At 61.3% G+C, this 19502-nt stretch carries 16 protein-coding genes; 10 read left to right on the top strand and 6 right to left on the bottom strand.

Annotated elements, in window-relative coordinates; all coding sequences use genetic code 11:
- Positions 1-289: 289 nt before the first annotated feature.
- Positions 290-1645, top strand: coding sequence for a replication initiation protein (locus ACSQ20_RS23695; protein WP_436024792.1), 1356 nt, complete (start codon positions 290-292; stop codon positions 1643-1645).
- Positions 1646-1770: 125 nt separating this feature from the next.
- On the opposite strand, the gene ACSQ20_RS23690 is transcribed toward ACSQ20_RS23695, so the two are convergent.
- A complete protein-coding gene (locus tag ACSQ20_RS23690) occupies positions 1771-2829 on the bottom strand; it encodes a ParB/RepB/Spo0J family partition protein (protein ID WP_436024790.1) in 1059 nt (352 codons plus the stop codon).
- A gap of 24 nt (positions 2830-2853) precedes the next feature.
- Positions 2854-3516 carry a ParA family partition ATPase gene (parA, locus tag ACSQ20_RS23685; protein ID WP_436024788.1) on the bottom strand — a complete coding sequence of 221 codons (663 nt, stop codon included), beginning with the start codon at positions 3514-3516 and terminating at the stop codon, positions 2854-2856.
- Positions 3517-4348: 832 nt separating this feature from the next.
- Between parA and arsC the strand changes: the two genes are divergently transcribed.
- Together arsC and ACSQ20_RS23675 are read left to right on the top strand one after the other, a co-directional pair.
- On the top strand, positions 4349-4708 hold the full coding sequence (gene arsC, locus ACSQ20_RS23680) for an arsenate reductase (glutaredoxin) (protein ID WP_436024786.1): 360 nt from the start codon (positions 4349-4351) through the stop codon (positions 4706-4708).
- Between the two features lie 317 nt (positions 4709-5025).
- Complete coding sequence (locus ACSQ20_RS23675; RefSeq protein WP_436024784.1) at positions 5026-5589, top strand: NADPH-dependent FMN reductase; 564 nt, start codon at positions 5026-5028, stop codon at positions 5587-5589.
- 24 nt (positions 5590-5613) lie between these two features.
- Here the strand turns inward: ACSQ20_RS23675 and ACSQ20_RS23670 are convergent, their stop codons facing one another.
- Together ACSQ20_RS23670 and ACSQ20_RS23665 are read right to left on the bottom strand one after the other, a co-directional pair.
- Complete coding sequence (locus ACSQ20_RS23670) at positions 5614-6393, bottom strand: hypothetical protein (RefSeq protein WP_436024782.1); 780 nt, start codon at positions 6391-6393, stop codon at positions 5614-5616.
- 60 nt (positions 6394-6453) lie between these two features.
- Positions 6454-8703, bottom strand: a complete 2250-nt coding sequence (locus tag ACSQ20_RS23665; RefSeq protein WP_436024780.1) for an ATP-binding protein — start codon at positions 8701-8703, stop codon at positions 6454-6456.
- A gap of 498 nt (positions 8704-9201) precedes the next feature.
- On the opposite strand from ACSQ20_RS23665, the gene ACSQ20_RS23660 reads away from it, so the two are divergent.
- From ACSQ20_RS23660 to ACSQ20_RS23635, 6 genes are all read left to right on the top strand, one after another.
- On the top strand, positions 9202-9570 hold the full coding sequence (locus ACSQ20_RS23660; RefSeq protein ID WP_436024778.1) for a response regulator: 369 nt from the start codon (positions 9202-9204) through the stop codon (positions 9568-9570).
- Positions 9563-10186 (top strand): chemotaxis protein CheC, encoded by a 624-nt coding sequence (locus ACSQ20_RS23655; protein WP_436024776.1) that lies wholly within the window; start codon positions 9563-9565, stop codon positions 10184-10186. Before ACSQ20_RS23660 ends, ACSQ20_RS23655 begins: the two co-directional genes overlap by 8 nt.
- A complete protein-coding gene (locus tag ACSQ20_RS23650; protein WP_436024774.1) occupies positions 10183-11124 on the top strand; it encodes a sensor domain-containing diguanylate cyclase in 942 nt (313 codons plus the stop codon). The genes ACSQ20_RS23655 and ACSQ20_RS23650 overlap by 4 nt, the downstream gene beginning before the upstream one ends.
- 247 nt (positions 11125-11371) lie before the next feature.
- Complete coding sequence (gene hpnD / locus ACSQ20_RS23645) at positions 11372-12220, top strand: presqualene diphosphate synthase HpnD (RefSeq protein WP_436024772.1); 849 nt, start codon at positions 11372-11374, stop codon at positions 12218-12220.
- Positions 12221-12336: 116 nt separating this feature from the next.
- Positions 12337-14331, top strand: a complete 1995-nt coding sequence (gene shc, locus ACSQ20_RS23640; protein ID WP_436024770.1) for a squalene--hopene cyclase — start codon at positions 12337-12339, stop codon at positions 14329-14331.
- Positions 14332-14360: 29 nt separating this feature from the next.
- On the top strand, positions 14361-15035 hold the full coding sequence (locus ACSQ20_RS23635) for a phosphorylase (RefSeq protein ID WP_436024768.1): 675 nt from the start codon (positions 14361-14363) through the stop codon (positions 15033-15035).
- Positions 15036-15078: 43 nt separating this feature from the next.
- Here the strand turns inward: ACSQ20_RS23635 and ACSQ20_RS23630 are convergent, their stop codons facing one another.
- Positions 15079-15933, bottom strand: a complete 855-nt coding sequence (locus ACSQ20_RS23630; protein WP_436024766.1) for an MlaA family lipoprotein — start codon at positions 15931-15933, stop codon at positions 15079-15081.
- Positions 15926-18562: an MMPL family transporter gene (locus tag ACSQ20_RS23625; protein WP_436024764.1), complete on the bottom strand. Its 2637-nt coding sequence runs from the start codon at positions 18560-18562 to the stop codon at positions 15926-15928. The genes ACSQ20_RS23630 and ACSQ20_RS23625 overlap by 8 nt, the downstream gene beginning before the upstream one ends.
- Positions 18563-18897: 335 nt before the next feature.
- Between ACSQ20_RS23625 and ACSQ20_RS23620 the strand changes: the two genes are divergently transcribed.
- A complete protein-coding gene (locus ACSQ20_RS23620; RefSeq protein ID WP_436024762.1) occupies positions 18898-19494 on the top strand; it encodes an MlaC/ttg2D family ABC transporter substrate-binding protein in 597 nt (198 codons plus the stop codon).
- Positions 19495-19502 lie beyond the last annotated feature (8 nt).

Raw genomic sequence — 19502 nt, 5'->3', positions numbered from 1 at the left:
GCGAGAGCCTGATAATCGTCGCAAAACCGCCACATCGGATGTGGTGAGCGTTTCCGGGAGCTGTAAAAGGCGGTTGGGAACTACAGCCGAAGCGAGTACTTTCGTCTACGCCGCGATTTATAACGCAGCTGCTTGGCCTTCAATGCGTGCATGGGTGATAGTTTTCGGGACCCCTCGAGGTGAGTTCGCGTTTCTAAGCGGGATTCACCGGAGAGGGTGAGAACGTGCCTGTAGACGAGGTTCACCGCACTCCGGTATGCTCTTGGCAACCCTCTTCCCGACCCGACGCATGGCAACGAAGCGCGCGAAGAAAACCGATGTGGTGAGCCCAAGCTCAGCCGAACTGCGCAAGGCCGTCGAGGCAATTGCCATTCAGCCGAAGAGCGGGAAAATCACGCTGCTCACTCGCAAACTGTTCAACGTCTTGCTCGCGGTGGCGCAGCAGGCGGATGAATCCGGCGATACCTATCGCGCTTTGCTCTCCGATATCGTCGCGAATTCGGCCTTCGATTCCAACGATACCGCGCTTGTCAAAGAGCACCTTCGGCGCATGGTCTCGGTGCAGGTTGAATGGAGCCAGGGAACCTCGAGCCAGAAGCCGGGCCGCAAATGGGGTATCTCGACGTTGATTGCAGACGCCGAAATTCTCGAAGATCCGGCTACGCGGCGCGTCTGGGTGGAGTTTTCGTTCGCACCGAAGATCAAGAAAAAGCTGTTGGACCCGGTGCAGTATGCGCGCTTGAGCCTTCAATTTCAAAGCCAACTGCGCAGCAGCGCGGGCTTGGCGCTCTATGAAATATGCGTTCGCTATCTGACGAATCCGAGCCATCTCACGATGCGCGAGTCGTGGGCATGGTGGCGGCCCATCCTCTCGGGCACGCCCGATACAGAGGCCGGCGACGAAGCGAAACGCGAATACAAATATTTCAAACGGGATTACCTGCGGCCGGCCATTGCCGAGGTGAACGCCGTCACGAACATCTTTGTCGAGCTGATCGAACACCGGGAAGGCCGGCGTGTAGCCGAGATTCAGTTTCGCGTCACCGAGCGCAAGCAGCCGATGCTCGCGCTCGACGAACATCCAAATGTCTTCGACAGCACGCTTGTCGATCGTATGGTCAAGATCGGCATTCCGCTCAAGGAAGCGCAAACGCTGTACGCGGACAGCGAAGAGAATCGAATCCGGGCCGCACTTCAAATGACCGAGCAGCGCATGCGAAGCACGACGCTGCCTCCGGTGCGAAGCGCCCCTGCACTGTTCAAGGACGCGCTCAAAAAGGGCTACGCTCCGGCTGTCGAAATGACGCCGCCCGCTGGCACGGCTCAGAAGGCTTCAGCGATTTCCGCGCCAACGGATGAGCTCAAGGCTCGCCTGCTCGATGAGTACGGCGCATACCGTCGCAAGGAAGCGAAATCGCTCTACGAGGAGCAAGGTGAGTCGGAACAGGGGCTTGCTCGGCAGTCATTCGAAGAAGAAATATTGCCGGGGCTTGGTGCGCATTTGAAGGACGACTGGCGTCGTCGTGGTCTGGGCTCCAAACTTGCCGAGACAGCGTTCTTTGATTGGCTTGCGCGCAAAACGTGGGGCGAGCCGACCGATGGTGACTTGCTCGCCTTCACGCTCCGACATTCCCGCGCGGCTTGACGTGCCACCGGCGTTACTGAAGCCTCGAACCGCTCTACTCTGTACCCTCTCGCGTCGATCGCGATAAGGTATTGCGGGTGTTGCGGTGAGCGAGTTATGCCATGTGTGTGCTCACCGCCTTCGCATCACTGCTTGGGCAGCAAGATGAGTTCTAGTTGGTGCAGGATCTCATCGCGCTTTTCCCGCGACAAGCCGCGCAACCTTAACTCCAGCCGATCATCGCCGTAGGACTTCAAATCGCCGACCGAGACGCCGTCGAGCTTGATCTCCATCCGTTGGGCGTAACGTTGGCGGCCCGCAGGCTTGGGGCTTTCTTGCGGTCCGGTACGGCCCTTGACGATATCGGCCACTTGGCGCGTGCTCAGATCGTCCGAAACAATTTTGTTGATGAGCCGCAACGTCGCGTCGACGCCGCGCGCCGCGTGGTAGCGGCCCACTTGATACGCCATGTTGGAACCGAAACGATCGGGCCTGCCCACCATTTCCTGCATGATCGACTCGGGGAGCTTTGAAAGCGAAAGCGCTACGGCGACGGTCGACTCGTCGAGGCCGAGATGCTCGGCGAGCTCCTTTTGACTTTGGAAGTGCTGTTCGTCAAGGAAGCGTCTCCAGACAATCGCGTTGTCGAAAACAGTCTGTGAATCCCGTTGAACGTTGAGATCGTAGCCGAGCTTGTAGCTTTGAATGCCAATAGGAAGGTCAACGACGATTGCCTTGACGGTCTCCTTATTCGCTTCTTTTAGCGCACGGACGCGCCGCCCGCCATCACTGACGAAGTAGGTTCCAGGGTTCGCGTAGTCCGGTATGACGTGAATCGCTTGCTGCTGCCCCTGCTTTGCGAGGTTGACGGCGAGCTCCGCGATCGACGCTTTCAAATAGAAATGACGCGGATTGAACGGACTCGGCTTGATCGCCTTGAGCTCGAGATCAACGACTTGCCCGGGGCTGTAGCCATGCGCCAGACGCCATGTGCGGTATTCCGCTGATTCATTCGCGGTGTCGTCGTTATCGGCCGCGGGGGCAAGGTTTGCCGCCCTCGGATGCTGCGGAGGCTTGGTCGCTGGCGAGCTGTCGCTCTTGACCAAATCATCGATCGCATTCAACCGGTCAAGCGCCGTACGCTTTTCGCTGCTTGTGGTATCGGGCCGCGCTTGGAAGCCTTTGGCGAACTGGGATGGTTTCATTGGGGTTCCTTTATGCGCATAAACTCAGGGGAGCAACGCGGCAAGCTCTGCGGCGCAGGCACGAATCTCAGCGGCGGCCAGCTTGGCGCCGCGGTCGTTCATTTGCAGCACTGTTTGGCCAAGGGCCATTGCTTGCTTGTAGGCCTCTCGTGTGGGGATTTGGGTTTTCAGTAATGGAAACCCTAGCTCTTCCAGTGCGCGCTTTAACTCACGCGTCAACATTCGCTTCTCTTCTGTCTTGTTCAGAAGGAATACGGCTCTCAGGTCTTCGTTCATCACCTGCGCTTGTTGGATGAGCTTTACGAGTCCGACGCTGGACCAGTAATCGGCAGGCGATGAAGACGTTGGAATGACGGCGATCGACGCAGCAAGTAGTACGACCCCTGACACCTTCTCGGTTATCGAAGGCGGACAGTCGACAACGATGACGTCATAGTCGCCGATGAATTTTTTTATCTCGCGGTGGATCTGGCTACCCGCTTCGGCGAGGTTCACCACTGGAAATGGAATGCCCGAATCGCCATCGGCGGATGCGCTTGACCAATGGATCAACGTATTTTGACCATCGGCATCGACGACAAGGACTCGTTTCCCGCGTTCGTGGAAGGCCGCGCCAAGATGCATGGCGATCGTGCTCTTGCCAACCCCGCCTTTTTGTTGAGTTACCGCGACGATTTCAGCTGCCAATTTATTCGCTCCGTAACAAGTCGATGAATTCTACCTTGCCGATTTTTTATTACAACCGATTTTCTGTGGTGTTCTTGCGACATTTGGCTATTTGGCCAGGTTTATGCGCATAAAGAGGTCGCTGCGGTGCGTAAGGGCGATCCGTACGGCCAAATTTGGCCTGGCTTTTCGGGATGCTCTCGTGTTTGCTAGTCCGCCGACGCATTTTGCGGCGGCGTCCGACTCGACCGTCTGTTGCGAGCCGGTATGTCTCAATCGTAATCGCTGCCCGTCTACGCTGGATCCATCGCGGCGCTGACGCCGGCGCCAGGTTTCTTCTTGCATCGATAGGCTTCGTCACAGCCTCAGTCTTTATGCGCATAAAGACTGAGGCGCGATTCAATTGCCGCCTTATTACGATCGCGCATGCATTCAGATCTCGCGACCCTCACAGTTGATGTGTGCAATTAGGCGCTGCTCAACTCATGCGATAGCCATTAAGCGGGAACGAAGAGGCGCGAATAGCGCCTACGTTCGCTTGCGATACCCTTCAAAACCGGCATTCGACAGGTGCGCGGAATCGTTCGTGAACGCGGAGTAGCGCTTTCAAACGTTCGTAGACGAATTCGACTCCAAAGGGGAAAAAATCAATGTGGACTGGATGCTCGGCTGAGATTGCCAAGATCCAGCCTGCGGCGAGCATCGAGCGAAAACCTCGGTTGCTATTTCTTTTTGTCGACGATTAAAAATAAATCAATAGAAATCGAATGCAACCGCTGATGCGAGTTAAGTCCACCGCGTCATCTCGTACAATCTGGTTCCGTTTATCCAACACCGACAAGAGGTTATCGTCGTGGTCACGATTTATCACAACACGCGCTGCTCAAAATCTCGCGCCGCCTGCGAGCTCGTTCGGGGCGCAGTGGCGGCCTCGGCAGAACCGGTACGTGTCATCGAGTACTTGAAAGAGCCGCTCGATAAAGAGCAATTGAAAGATTTGCACCGAATGTTGGGTGGCGCGGTGCGCGACATGATTCGAGATTCGGAGCCGCTTTACGAGCAACTCGGTCTGGACGACATTGCGCTCAGCGATGCGGCGCTGTTCGAAGCGCTTGCAGCTCACCCGCTGCTGCTGCAACGGCCGATCGTCATCCGCAATGGACGGGCAGTTATCGGTCGTCCTCCCGAAGCCGTGCGCACGTTGTTCGACTGAACCCGACCGTATCGCTACGACCGCCGGCATATAGTTCTCCAACACGTAGACGAGTGCACAGCGTGCGTGCGGGCTGCACACGATGTTTCATAGTCATGAAAACGTCACGGATGTGACGATTCGTAAGTCAGGACGATGCCACCGGAGTTATCCACAGATTCTGTGGAAAAGCTTGTGGAAAGGAGAGCGCAAACCCATAGCCCGCCGACATCAGGCTGGCATGCATGCAAAATGGCCTTCGCGTAATCGCATAGGCGACTATCATCGGAGGCACCCCAAGCACTGCTTCGGGATTTCCTCTCAAAGGAGCGACTGGAATGGCTTATCGAATCGGAGTAGTCGTAGGCAGCTTGCGCCGCGACTCGTTCAACAAGCAGCTCGCGCACGCACTGACGAAACTCGCTAGTCCCGAGTTTTCGTTCACCTTATTGGATATCGGCACGCTGCCGCTCTATTCGCAAGACTACGACCCAGACTTTCCGCAAGCTGCGCGCACATTCAAGCAGCAGATCGAGGCGAGCGACGGGCTCCTTTTCGTGACCCCCGAATACAACCGTTCGATGTCAGGAGTGCTCAAAAACGCACTCGATTGGGGTTCGCGTCCGTGGGGCAGTAACTCATGGAAGGACAAGCCCGCCGCGACCTGTGGCATCTCGGTAGGATCCACCGGTACGGCGCTCGCGCAGCAGCATCTGCGCAATGTGCTGGCGTACCTCGATGTCCCGACGCTCGGGCAGCCCGAAGTCTTTTTGAAACACACGGACGACTTCTTCGATGCGTCGGGCGGCATTGCAAACGAGGGCACGCGAAAATTTCTGCAAACCTTCGTCGACCGTTTCGAAGCCTGGGTCAAACGGCATTCCGTTACTGCCAAGGAGTGAAAGTAACGGTGACAGCGTCCTGACTCATCGATGTTCGCCTGCGTCACTGCCGTTGTCTTCGCCCTCGCCGCGAAAATGCTCTTCTTCTTGGAGATACTCGTCAGGCACCGAGGCCGGCGACCCGGTGGATGCCGCAGACGCTGCCGGGGCATCGGATGCAGCCGGCGTCGCGCCACTGCGCTGAGCTTTTCCATGGCCAGCCGTCAGCACCGCGCCCATGCCCGGTGCTGAGCCGGCTGCAACCGCCATCGCCGCCGCTTCATCTGCCATCATCTCGCGCGGCGCGCGAGCATCAGGGGCGGGCGAACTATCTGTATCGCGTGCGTAGCTGCGCACAGGGCCTTGTGCCGAGGCACGCCCGCCGCGGCTAATACCGAGCTCCTCGAGCGGAGAGCGCTCGCGGATGGCCGCATCACTGGGTGCCGTCCACGTGGCGGCGCGCTCTTCGATATCGATCGGGTGCATCGTCGCAAGCGTCGCGCGCGCCGACTCGCATGCCTCGTCGCTCGCCGCATCGACACTCAGCATGACCGCGCCCCGGCGCACTGCCTCGGCATATTGCCTCGTCTCCGGTTGCGCTGGCGTGCTGGCAAAAAGCGATTCAAAGAACCGCTCGATACTGGCCAGCAAGCCCTGATCGCTTACTGGCGGTTCGACGACGGTCGTCGCGTCGGTGACATAGGTCGGTTCGCATCGCGCCTGCAACGCGACGGATTCCCTCGCGATCCCATTGGCGACCAGGGCCTCGCGCGCTGTCTCCGCTGCGGCATAAGTATCGAAGAATGCAATAACTGTGTGTTGCATGATGCTCTCCTCGCGTTTCGCTAGCGGTGCACGAATTCACGCAAGAAACGCGCCGAGGCCTCAGCCCGACTTACCGGCGGTGGGCATGCGTTCCTCGCTTTCGCGTCGAATGGTCTGCAGTATCGTTTCCAACAGGTCAATATCGAACGGCTTCGACAGCACGCGTGCTGTGCCATTGCGCGCGCGCTCGAGTTCCTGCGCGTAGCCGGTAATCAGAATAACGGGCAACGGGGGCACGAGCGTCTGCGCGAGTTCCGCAAGATCGATGCCGTTTTTGTCGCCCGGCATGTGTATATCTGAAATAAGGACATCGAAACGCGCAACCGGCGCGCTTTCAATCAATTGCGTCGCTGCATCGGCATTGAACACGCAAGTGACTTCGTGTCCCATCATTCTTAACAAGGCTTCCGTGCTGGCCGCAACTTCGTCGTTGTCTTCCACGAGCAAAATCCGCAAGCCGCTGCTTGTCGCAGTGAGGTCGTCGAAGCACGGCTCGGCGAGCGAATTCTCCGCGGGCTCGCCATGTGCTCGGGGCAGGTAAAGACGTACGCAAGTCCCCGCGCCCAGCTTGCTTTCGATTGTCGCAAGCCCGCCGGAGCGCTCGCAAAACGCGAATACTTGCGGCAAGCCAAGGCCCGTCCCCATTCCTTGCGGCTTCGTCGTGTATAGCGGCTCGAACGCGTGAGCGAGCACGTCGGGCGCCATGCCGGTGCCCGTATCCTCGAGCGAAAGCTGGACAAACTCGCCATCAAGCGCAAAGCCGCTTTCGCGTCCAAGATGCAGGTTGGCCGCGCGTACCTTGAAGCGCCCGCCGTTCGGCATCGCATCGCGTGCGTTCACCGCGATGTTGATAAGCGCCAATTCGAGTTCGGCGTTGTCGACTTCCACAGGCCATATGTGCGGTGCAACGTCGATGACGAGGCTCGCCTTCGGCCCAAGCGACGCACTGAGCAACTCGCGGCTGGACGAAAGCCAGCGCGCCAGGTCGATCGTTTCGCTTCGCAGCGGTTGCTTGCGCGCGACGCCAAGCAGTTGCCGCGTCAGCGATTGGCCGCTCTTGAGTGCACGTTCGATGGCACCCAACTCGCTTTCCATTTTGTTGGCGCCGCGCCGTCGTGCAATCTGGACGTTGGCGGCGACAATCATCAGTAGATTATTGAAGTCGTGCGCGACGCTGCCGACGAGGTTGCCAAGCGCCTCCATCTTGCGCGCCTGTCGGTAAGCCGTTTCGATCGAACGGCGCATCGAGGCTTCGGTCTGCCAGCGCGTCCATGATTCCTCTTCCGCCGAGAGGCGCCGCAACGATAAACCGAGCGCGAACCAAAGGACGATCGACGGGGCGAAGATCGATGCGGCAAACACCGCAGCGCGTCGATACCAGTCCGCCCAAATCGCAGCGCCATCGTACGCACACGAAACGTAGACGGGATAGGCGCCCACGCGTCGGAAAGCGAGAATCTCGCCGCTGCCTGTTTCGGGCGATGACCCGACACGCAAGATGCCTGATCGGCTATTGCCGGCCAGCTCGGACGCGAATGCGGCGGGGATCGGGGCTTCGTCGGATCGAGGCGGATAAGAGGCGAGCAGCGCGCCGTCGGCGCGCCTCAGCGACAGGGTGAGCGCGTGCGCTTCGGGCCCAAGGAGCTCGCGATAAAACGATTCAAAATAGAAACGCCTGAGCGCGATCGAGACCAGGCCTGCGAACGAACCGTCCGCGTTGCGGCGTGCAATGCCTGTGTTGAAGACGGCTTCGCCCGTGCCGGCATGCCAGGTCATCGTTTTCGAAATGTGCTCGAGAATGCGCCCGCCGCGGATGCCGACAAAATCCTCGCGGTCTGCGATCGATGCATGCGGCGCCGGGTAGTAGCGGCTGTTCGCGAGCAGGCTACCTTGAGGACCGAAGATCGAAACCGCTGCAACCTGCGGATAACCGCCGCCCATTCGTTGCAGCGCGTCGTGAATCCCGGCTTCCTGCGCGCGTATGTTGTCGTTGTCGAGACCGCGCACGAGGTCGTCGATGCGCGCGTTCAAGGTTTCGTTCAAATCGAATACTTTCAGTGCGTGTTCTTCGGCAATGCGCACCGTGCGAACCGTTGCATCGGTTGCCGCAGCAACACGTGTGCGAAAGTCCGAGTAAGCCATCGCAGCGGCGTACACGCACGGCAATATGATCGCTGCGCCGAGCAGCACGATGAGCGTGATGCGCCTTACGGCGAAATCCGGCTCGGGAAGAGCCGGGTACGACGTTTCGTCCTGCCAGCCAGAAGGGCTGCCGTTTGCTTCGGGTGCGCCGTGCCGCAGACGCGTCATGGTGGAAAGGTCCAATAAGGGTGCGGTTGCTTGGCTCAATCATAAGCGAGTTGAACCGTGACCTGACGTAACATTCACGGCGCTGCGGGGTGCCATGCCCCCCTTGGCTGACTTAAATCAGCGACAAATTCCGAAGCGCAAACGTACATAAAAGAATAATTCTCTCGGCGGCGGCGCGGCACGTCATATTTATTTCTTCGCGTCAGCGGTGGGTACGAGGATTCCGCAAGTCGTCCGAAATTGAAGAGTTGATTTTTCGCCTGTTTGCCAACAAACTTTCGCTTCAAGTTTTTCAGAAAAAGATAAGGCCAGTCACATCGGGCACCGTGAAGTGAGCGGCTTCACGGCGAGACGGCGCGCGCAAGCCGCGCCTTGGCGCCTGCCACCGTGGGGGTAACCGGCAGCACTGCGAACTGTCGACACATGCTTCTCGCTAAAGAACATTCCCGGTCCGCCGTTAACCCGGCATAGTTTGTTTTGTTTCTCGTCACGCCTGCCATGCCTCTGCCGATTGTGATCGCCGATGATTCTCTGCTCGCCCGCAAGGTTTTGACGAAAGCCTTGCCCGACGATTGGGACGTCGACATCGCATATGCATCGAACGGACGGGAGGCGCTTGCGCTTTATCGCGCCGGCAAAGCGTCGGTGATGTTTCTCGATCTGACGATGCCGGACATGACGGGTTACCAGGTACTCGAGGCGCTGCAGCACGAAGACCTCAATACGTTCGTGATCGTCGTCTCGGCCGATATTCAACCTCTCGCACAAGAACGCGTGCGTGTGCTGGGCGCCGCGGCGTTCATTGCGAAGCCCGTGACCCCGGAGGCGTTGTTGCCCATCCTCAAGGAGTACGGGTTGTATGCGTGAGCACGCCTTGTCCGAAGAACAGCGAGACGCGCTGCAGGAAATCGCCAATCTGGCGATGGGCCAGGCCGCCACGCGCCTCGCTCAACTGCTCGATACATTCATTGAGTTGTCGGTACCGCGGGTGCGTGTCGTGCGAGTGGAAGAGGCGGCGTTGACGCTGCGCGAGATGACCGGCATCGACGAGCACGTGACCGCCGTGCGCCAGGGCTTTCGCTCGGACATCAAAGGCGAAGCGCTCGTCATTTGCCGCAGCAGCGGCGTGGGCAACCTGTGCGCACTCGTCAACGACCCGTACGTGCATTCGGCCTATGAATCGGTGAGCCAGACCGAGCTGATGTTCGATGTGGCCAATGTGCTGACCGGCGCGTGCGTGTCGTGCATCTTGAACCAGTTCGACCGCACGCCGATCTTCTCGGCGCCCGGCCTGCTTGGCGAAAAAATCGTACTCGAGGACGTTTTTCAAGCCGACGTGCTCGCGTGGAAAATCGCGCTGTTGCTCGAAGTCAACTTCGCACTGGAGAATCAAACGTTCCGTGCACACCTCGTGATGCTGATGGCCGAAGATTCAATCCGCCGCATGCACGAAGCGCTCAACGGGATCCTGTCCAGCCTATGAGTACGCAGACGGAGCAACCGCTTAGCGATCTCGTCATCGAGCGGGTCGGTTTTGGCATCTTCGTGCTCGATCGTGCAATGAACGTGCTGATGTGGAACCGCTTCATGCAGGATCACAGCGGGCTCACGGCAGAGCAAGTGGTCGGCAAATCGATTTTCCACAGTTTTCCCGAGCTGCCGCGCGTGTGGCTTACGCGCAAGGTTGAAAGTGTCTTCCAACTCGGCAGCTTCGCTTTCAGTTCGTGGGAGCAGCGTCCCTACCTCTTCAAGTTCGATCACGACCGGCCCATTACCGGTGGGGTCGACTTCATGCAGCAGGATTGCACGTTCATGCCGGTCACACGCGGGCGCGACGTCGTTGCCGTGTGCGTGACGATTTCCGATGTGACACACGTGAGCGTCATGCAGCGCGAGCGCGAGGAAGCAGTCGTCAAGCTGCGTGAGTACGCCAATCTCGACGGGCTGACCGGCATTGCCAACCGGCGCTTTTTCGAAGGGCGCCTGCGCGACGAGTTCACACGCTGGCAGCGCTACGGCGGCGAGTTGTCGGTGCTGCTTTTCGATCTCGATCACTTCAAGAACATCAACGACCGCTACGGCCATGCGGTGGGCGACACGGTGCTGCGCGTCATGGCGCAACGCGTGGTCGGCGCCGTTCGCACGCACGATACTTTCGGCCGTTTCGGCGGCGAAGAATTCGCGTTGTTGTTGCCCTGTACGCCGCTGGCCGATGCCATGGTCGTCGCCGAGAAGATTCGTATGACTATTAGCGGCACGCCGGTCGAGGCAGAGGGCATGCTGGTGCCCGTGACCGCGAGTGTGGGCGGCGCGAGCGCCCGCCCGGGGCTGCCGACTTACGAAGTGCTGATCAACGAAGCCGATGCCGCGCTTTATAGCGCAAAACGGCAGGGACGCAACCGCTCGGTGACGCTGACGTAAGCGCTATGCCGGCTCACGGCTGCGGTTCGCGGCTGCAATTCGATCGACGCTGCGACAGGGCCCGGGGCGGCTCGGCACGGCGGTTGCCCGATCTAAACGGCCCTAAAAAACATTGCTATACTTTGGCCCGTTCCGGCACACCCGCCGGCGCTCCCGCCCGAGCGACGCTTAAGCGTGCTCGAGCGGCTCGCTGCATGGACAACACCGATTTTCAATCGCCCGGGAGGGCGCCACAGCGGAGTTCGCCTTGGCTGTTTCCAATCTTGTCGTGGACGAACCAGAAACTGACGCCGCTGCCGTCACATCGAGCAGTTCGTTTTATCTCGCGATGCGCATCCTGCCGGCCACGCAACGCGACGCGATGTATCGGATCTACGCATTTTGCCGCGCGGTCGATGACATCGCCGACGGCAACGCCCCGCGCCCCGAGCGTAGTGCAGCGCTGCAGCGCTGGCGCGAAGACATCGACGCTTGCTATGCCGGCACGCCGCGGCCGTTGCTGGCCGCACTGACGCGCCACATTCGGACATTCGACCTGCAGCGCGAGGATTTTCACGCGATGATCGACGGCATGGCGATGGATGCCGCCGCCGATATTTGCGCACCCGACGAAGCGACGCTCGATCTTTACTGCGACCGCGTGGCCAGCGCCGCGGGCCGGCTTTCGGTACGCGTGTTCGGGATGCCCGACGAGCCAGGCCGCGCCTTGGCGCATCATCTGGGCCGCGCGTTGCAGCTGACCAATATCTTGCGCGACGTCGACGAAGATGCTGTGATCAATCGCTGCTATCTACCGCGTGAGTTGCTCGCGCGCGAGGGGATTGCCGCGACGAATCCGTCGGCCATCGCGGATGATCCGTCGCTGCCGCGTGTCTGTTCGATACTGGCTGAGCGCGCACTCGGCCATTTCCGCGAGGCGGACGCCATCATGGACGCCTCGCCGAAAAAAACGGTGCGTGCCCCGCGCATTATGTCCGGCGTTTACCGATGCCTGCTCGAACGAACGCTCGAGCGCGGGTTCGATCTGCCGCGCCCGCCCGTGGCGAAGCCGCGATTGCGGCTCGCCATGATCGTTGCCCGTTACGCGTTGTTCTGAACGCTTGCAGGGCTTGCCGCTCGTGAGTACGAGTGCACGAGTGCGCGCATCAGCATCCATTCGAAGCGCATGACACGGTCATGCGCTTCCTTCCTAATCGAACGCATGAAATGCCAATGAACGATTTTTCCGCAGCACCGGCTGCCGCGGCGACGCCCGATGCGATGAGCAGCGAAGCGCAGCCCTATCCGCTCGATGTGTCGATCGAGCGAGCGACCGATGCGATCCTCGCCGATCAGCGGCCGGACGGACATTGGGCCTATGAACTCGAAGCTGACGCCACGATTCCGGCCGAGTACATCTTGCTTGTGCATTATCTCGGCGAGACGCCGAACGCGGCGCTCGAGCGCAAGATCGTGCGGTACCTGCGCCGTATTCAGCTTGCCGATGGTGGTTGGCCGCTTTTCGCCGAGGGCGCGCTCGACGTCAGCGCGAGCGTGAAGGCCTATTTCGCGCTGAAGATGGCCGGCGAACGCGAAGATGCCGAGCATATGGTGCGCGCGCGCCAGGCGATCCTCGCGGCCGGTGGCGCGGAAAGGGTCAACGTCTTCACGCGCATTCTGCTCGCGTTATATGGCGTGATGCCGTGGCGCGCCGTGCCGATGATGCCGGTCGAAATCACGTTGTTGCCGGACTGGTTTCCGTTCCACCTTTCGAAGGTTTCATACTGGGCGCGCACGGTCATTGTGCCGCTGCTCGTACTCAACGCGCGGCGGCCGGTTGCGCGCAATCCGCGCGGTGTACGAATCGACGAACTGTTTGTCGGCTCGCCTGCTTCCGCGAGGCTGTTGCCGCGTGCGCCACACCAGAGCCGCGGCTGGTTCGCCGTGTTTCGTGCGGTGGATACGGTCTTGCGCGCGGTTGACCGGTTTTTTCCGAAGGCCGCACGCGCACGCGCGATTGAAGCGGCCGTCGCGTTTGTCGACGAACGTCTGAATGGCGACGACGGCCTCGGTGCGATTTTTCCCGCCATGGCGAACGCCGTCATGATGTACGACACGCTCGGCTATGCGCCCGACCACCCCAAGCGGGCCATTGCGCGTGCGTCGATCGACAAGCTGCTCGTGGTGACGGACGACGAAGCTTACTGCCAGCCGTGCTTGTCCCCGGTCTGGGATACCTCGCTGGCGGCGCATGCGCTGCTCGAAACAGCGCTGCCGCGCGCGGAGCAGGCGGTGTTGCGCGGCTTGCAATGGCTGCGCCCGCTGCAGATTCTCGACGTGCGCGGCGACTGGATCTCGCGCCGCCCCGATGTGCGCCCGGGCGGATGGGCCTTCCAATACGCCAATCCGCATTATCCGGATGTCGACGACACGGCCGTGGTCGCGTTGGCGATGGATCGCGCGGCCAAGCTGACGCATTCAAACATCGACCGCGAAGCGATTGCCCGTGCGAGAGAGTGGGTGGTCGGCATGCAAAGCGGCAATGGCGGATGGGGTGCCTTCGAGCCCGAAAATATCCATTACTACCTCAACAACATTCCGTTCTCCGATCACGGCGCGTTGCTCGATCCGCCGACCGCCGATGTTTCCGGCCGATGCCTGTCGATGCTGGCCCAGTTGGGCGAACTGCCGGGCAACAGTGACCCGGCTCGCCGCGCTTACGAATACTTGCTCGAGGAACAGGAAGACGACGGCAGCTGGTACGGGCGCTGGGGGATGAACTACATCTACGGCACATGGACCGCACTGTGTGCGCTCAATGCTGCCGGACTGTCGCACGACGACGCGCGGATGCAGCGCGCGGTGCAATGGCTTGTCGCGATTCAAAACGACGACGGCGGCTGGGGCGAGGACGGTACGAGCTACAAGCTCGATTACCGTGGCTACGAGCGCGCCTCGAGCACGGCTTCGCAAACATCGTGGGCATTACTCGGCCTGATGGCGGCGGGCCAAGCGGATCATCCGGCTGTCGCGCGCGGCATCGCTTATCTGACGCGCACGCAATGTGCACACGGTTTGTGGGACGAAACGCGTTTTACGGCGACGGGCTTCCCACGCGTCTTTTATCTGCGATATCACGGCTATCGCAAGTTCTTTCCACTGTGGGCGCTTGCGCGTTACCGAAATCTCAAGCGTGCGGGGCAAGCACGCGTTAGCGTCGGCATGTGAAGATGGCGCAACGGACGGCGCGGCCCACTATGCCTGTTATCGCCGTGGCAGGAATGGCGTTCGAAGCACGTATCGTGCAGGGGCACGACGTGCAGGCCGTCTTTGCCGCGCGCGCCGATCTGCTCGAGCGCGCGCTCAGTGCGGCGCTGGCGCAAGGCGCATCGGGTGTGATCAGCTTCGGAACCGCCGGCGGGCTCGCACCGGATCTCGTGCCCGGCACGCTCATCGTCGCCGATGCAATCGAGGGGCCGTCGGGCCGCCTGGCGACCGATGCGGCATGGAGCGAGCGCCTCGGCGCGGCACTCGCCGCGTCGTCTCTAAAATCGTCCTGGCGGCGCGGCACGCTCGCCGCAGTGACGGCACCCGTTACGACTGTCGCGGAAAAGGAGGTGCTGCACCGTCTGGGTGGCGCGCTTGCTGTCGATATGGAGTCGCACATCGCCGCGGCGATGGCGCACGCGCATGGGCTGCCGTTCGCGGCCTGCCGTGCGGTCGTCGATCCGGCGTGGCGCGCGCTGCCGGCGGCTGCGACGGCCGGCCTGCGCGACGATGGCACGACCACGCTGCTGCCCATTCTCGCGGCACTCGCGCGAGCACCGTGGCAGTTGGGCGCCATGATTCGCTTGGCCGGAGATGCACGCGCGGCCCGGCAGGCGCTGATCGAGGCGCGGCGCGCGCTGGGACACGCGCTTGGGTGTCCTTGAGCCGCTCCCGAGCGCACCCCGAGTACAGGGTGCGGCCAGCGGTTTATTGAGCGGCAGGCATGCTGGCCGGGGCGGGTGATGCAGGCGACACCGGCGACGTCGGCGAGCCAGCCGCCGGCGCGCTGCTGACTCCCGACGCCGGTGCAGCCACTGCGGCCGGCGCAGTGCTCGAACCCGTATCTTCTTCGTCGCCATAGTCCGGCAGCGCCGGTGCGTTCGATGAGCCCGAATTCAAGCGTGATTTCCGTTGCTGAAGATAAGCGTCGCGGACGAACGAATACTTATCGAGCGCGGCTTGTTGGAGGATGTTCGTCGCGCCGAGCATGTCCGAGCGTGCACTGACGAATTGAAGGATGTAAAGCGGCGTGCGCGCAGCGGGCTCGGCATAGTTGAGCGGATTGAAGCGCACGTCGACGGCAAGCCCCACGCCGTCACGGAAGGTGCTCGGGCCGAAGATCGGCAGCACGAGATAAGGCCCCGACGGGATGCCCCAGCGGCCCAGCGTCAGGCCAAAGTCCTGATGATGCTTCGGCAACTTTGCGAGCGTGGCAAAGTCGATCAGACCGCCAATGCCGAACGTCGTGTTCATCGTGAAGCGCATCAAGTCCGCGGTCGCATCGGTAATTTTCAACTGCAGCAATTCATTGGCGACGTTGCTCAGATCGCCAAGATTCGAGAAGAAATTGCTGATGGCTGTGCGCAGCGGATGCGGCGTGATTTTCTGATAGCCCTTGGCGATCGGCACGGCCACGCTTTGGTCGACCGCATCGTTAAACCTGAAGATGGCACGATTCATCGGCTCGAGCGGGTCGCCCGCCGTCCGGTTCGGCGCGCTCGCGCAGCCGGCCATGAGTGCCGCGGCAGCAAGCGCCGCCGGCAAAGTCCGCAATTTATCCATCGATTCCTTCTAATTCTTTTTTCGGTGCGGGCGCCTCGCGCGGCTTGCCCATCAATATTGGCTGAAAAACAACTGCGCCGACGAGCGTACACGAAAGCGCGAGCGCAAGCAGTCGGCCCATGCTGGCCGTGCCAGGATGGTGTGATAGCCACAGGCTGCCAAACGCGGTTGCCGTCGTGGCGGCACTGAACAGCACCGCATGTGTGAGACTCGAGCGCAGCAGGCTCGTTTGCCCCGCCCGCCATGCCATGACGAAATAGACTTTGAATGCGACGCCAACGCCGAGCATCAACGGCAGCGCGATGATATTCGCAAAGTTCAGCGGCATATCGAATACGACGCATAGCTCCAGCGTGACGAGCGCGGACACGAGCAGCGGGATCAGCGTGCGAAGCACGTCGCCAAAGCGGCCCAGCGTGATCCACAGCAAAACCGTAATCGAGAGCACGGCAAGCATCGCCGCCTGCAAGAACGCCTTGATGATCGTGTTCGCCGAATGCAGGATCGAAATCGGGCCGCCAATGGCGCGCGGGTCGGCCTTCTTAACTGCGTTGGCGAAGCGACGCAGCATCTTGTCGTCGCCGGAATCCACGCCTGGCGGCACGCGCGGTGAAATCCGCACCAGTGCGCGGCCGTCCGAGGCAACCCATTGACTGGCGATTTCCGGCGGCAACGTCGCGCGCGTGATCGTCGAAGGCTGCAAGAGCATCGTGAGCTGGTGCAGTGCAAGCCGAAGCGGAGTGGAGAAGGCCGCCTCTGCCCGCTCGCGCGCCGCAGGCGCGGCTGCGGCAAGCTTGGCGAGCGCTGCTGACAGACGCTGCGCTTCGGCCGCGCCCGGGCCGGGATGATCGTCCGCCGCGTAGGAGAGCTGGTTCGATGCGCGTTTGAGGGCGGCAACGCGTTGGGCGTCCGTTGGGGCCGGTGCGAGCGGTTGGGTCAGCGCCGGAATCAGCGCCTCGGATGTCGCTGCGATCGACGCGAGTTTCGGCGGCTGCTCGGCGGGAATGAAGCTCGCGAGCGTGGTCACGCGGCCGACCTCGGGCAGCGCCGCGAGCCGCTCGGCGGTGGTTTCGGCGGCTTGGAGCGATGGCGTGAGCACCGAGACGTCGTTGACCGAGGCCTCGGGCGAATCCTTGAGCGAGAGCAGTGTCGCCATCGATTCGGTGCTCGAGTCCTTCAAATGCAGCGGATTGAAGTCGAAGCGCAGATGCGTCAGCAAGGGCAGCGCGCCGATCACGACGATGAGCGTGCCGATCAGAATCGGCTTGCGATGCGCTTGCAGGTAATCGTCGACGGGCGCCAGCCGCGCAAAGCCGGGGTGCGATGCCTCGCCCCGCGGCGCGAGCAGCTTGAGCAGCGCGGGCAGCAACGTCATCGTGCTCAGATAAGCGACGATCATGCCGACCCCGGCGATGAGGCCGAGCTCGGAGACGCCGCGGTAGGCAGTCGGCAAAAACGAAAAAAAGCTGGTGGCGACGGCCGCTGCGGCCAGCGTGAGCGGCATGCCCATCGAATGCGCTGCGCCGACGAGCGCATGATCGAGACGCTCGTCGCCAAAACGTTCTTCGCGGTATTTGACGCCGTATTGGATCGTGAAATCGGCCCCGAGACCGACGAACAGCACCATGAACGCAACCGAGATCATGTTGAACGAGCCGACCATCAAGAGCCCGAGCGCGGCCGTCACCGGCAGGCCAACCGCAAGCGTCACGAAGACCGCACCGATCATCCGCTTCGAGCGCAGCGCCAGCCAGAGAATTCCCAGCACGACAACGAGCGTGCCAACCCCGTTGACCGCGGCGCCGTCCGCGACGGATGCGAACTCTTCGTCGGCAAGCGGTTGCTCGCCTGTCAGGCGCACCACAGCGCCGTAACGTTTTTGCAGTTCGAGTTGTTCGGCGGCGGTGCGAATAGCGGCCGAGGCTTGTGCACCGGCACGCAGTGCCGCGTAGTTGACCACCGGCTCGACCGTTACGAATGCGCGGGCGGGTTGACGGGCTGCATCCGCATCGACGAGCGCGCGCCACGAAAAAGCAGCGGGTTTGCCGGCCAATATCGCGTCGACGGTGTCGGCACTGCGCGAGAACAGCGTTGCCATACCCGGCAGGCTCACTTGCCCTGATGCGAGCGGCACGCCGAGCAAGGTTGAGAGCGTCGTGGCCAGACCGGTCAGACTCGGGTCGTGCGCGAGCGTGTTGATCAGCGGCCGCCCGCTCGTCAATTGCGATGTTGTGCCGGCGAGCGTTCGCGTCGACAGGAACAGCATGCCGTTATGCTCAAAAAATGGCCCACCGCCCGGTTGCGAGATATCGCCGACCTTGCCGGCATAGGCTGGCGTCGTCAAGCCGGCGGCGAGCGCGTCGGCGGCGGCGTCGGCAAGCTCGGGAGCCGGTGCCTCGACGACCGCTAAAATCGTGCCGCTACGCTGTGGAAACGCGTGGTTGATGGCGTTGCTGAGCGCGGACCATCGAGGCTCATTTTCAATGAGCTGGGTGACATCGGTGTTGATCTTGAAGTGGCGAACGACATACATGCTGCTTGCGGCCGCCAGCACGAGCGCCAGCGCGACGACCCACCAGGGGCGGCGCACCGACCAGGCAACGAGGCGAACGATAAGGGACGTCAGCATGGATGGGTCGGCAAGAGGTGGGCAAAGAGCAAAACGTCTAAGTATACCGGCGTATGGGTGGCACGCCAGATTCCGCGTGCTGCAATGCGCCACGGCGCGATACGCTCCCGGCACGCGCAATGCTCGTGCCGGGTAGGGCCATGGCCGGCTACGGGTCAGCGGTATCGGCAGGTATCCGTTTGCAAGCGGGTGTATCAAGCGCGCTACTGCTGCGAGGAGGCTCGGTATACTGGCGGCCATCACCGCTTGTCATCGGCCGTTGGCGCGTCAGGTTTGGCGATGTCTGGCAAGCCGATTGCGCCGGCCAGCACTTTTTTCACTCAGTCGGATTCCCCATGAAACGTTATCTGTTTGCATTTTTCGCCGCCGCGTTTGTCAGCGTAACCGTTCATGCCCAGACTGCGCCTATCGACGTGGTCAAGCAGGCCGTCGTCGGCACGGTCGATGCTATGAAGAAGGACGCTGCTGCCCGCAGCGGCGATATGACGAAGATCACGAAAATCGTCAAAGAAGACTTCATTCCGTCGACGAACTTCGATCGCACGGCGCGTATTGCTATCGGCGATGCGTTCAAGCAGGCGACACCCGAGCAGCAAAAAGAGCTGGCCGACCAGTTCCGCACGCTGATGACGCGCACCTATGCGGCGTCGCTTGCGCAGCTCGGCAATCAAGACGCGAAGTTCGCTTTCAAGGAGGGCGCGATCACCGGCAACGATGCGGTCGTCAACTCAACGGTGACGACGCCGGGCGATAGCCAGAACGTCGGCTATCGGCTTGGAAAGGCGGGGGGCGTGTGGAAGATTTACGACATCGACATGTCGGGTGCGTGGCTGATCCAGATCTACCAGGGGCAATTCAAGGCGCAACTGCAACAAGGCGGCGTGCCGGCGTTGATCGACTACCTGAAAAGGCATAACGCCCGCGACCAATGACACGCCGG

The organism is Trinickia sp. LjRoot230 (assembly GCF_964253315.1).
GTDB lineage: Bacteria > Pseudomonadota > Gammaproteobacteria > Burkholderiales > Burkholderiaceae > Trinickia.
The sequence above is the reverse complement of the archived record's forward strand: the minus strand, read 5'-3'. Positions and strand labels throughout refer to the sequence as shown.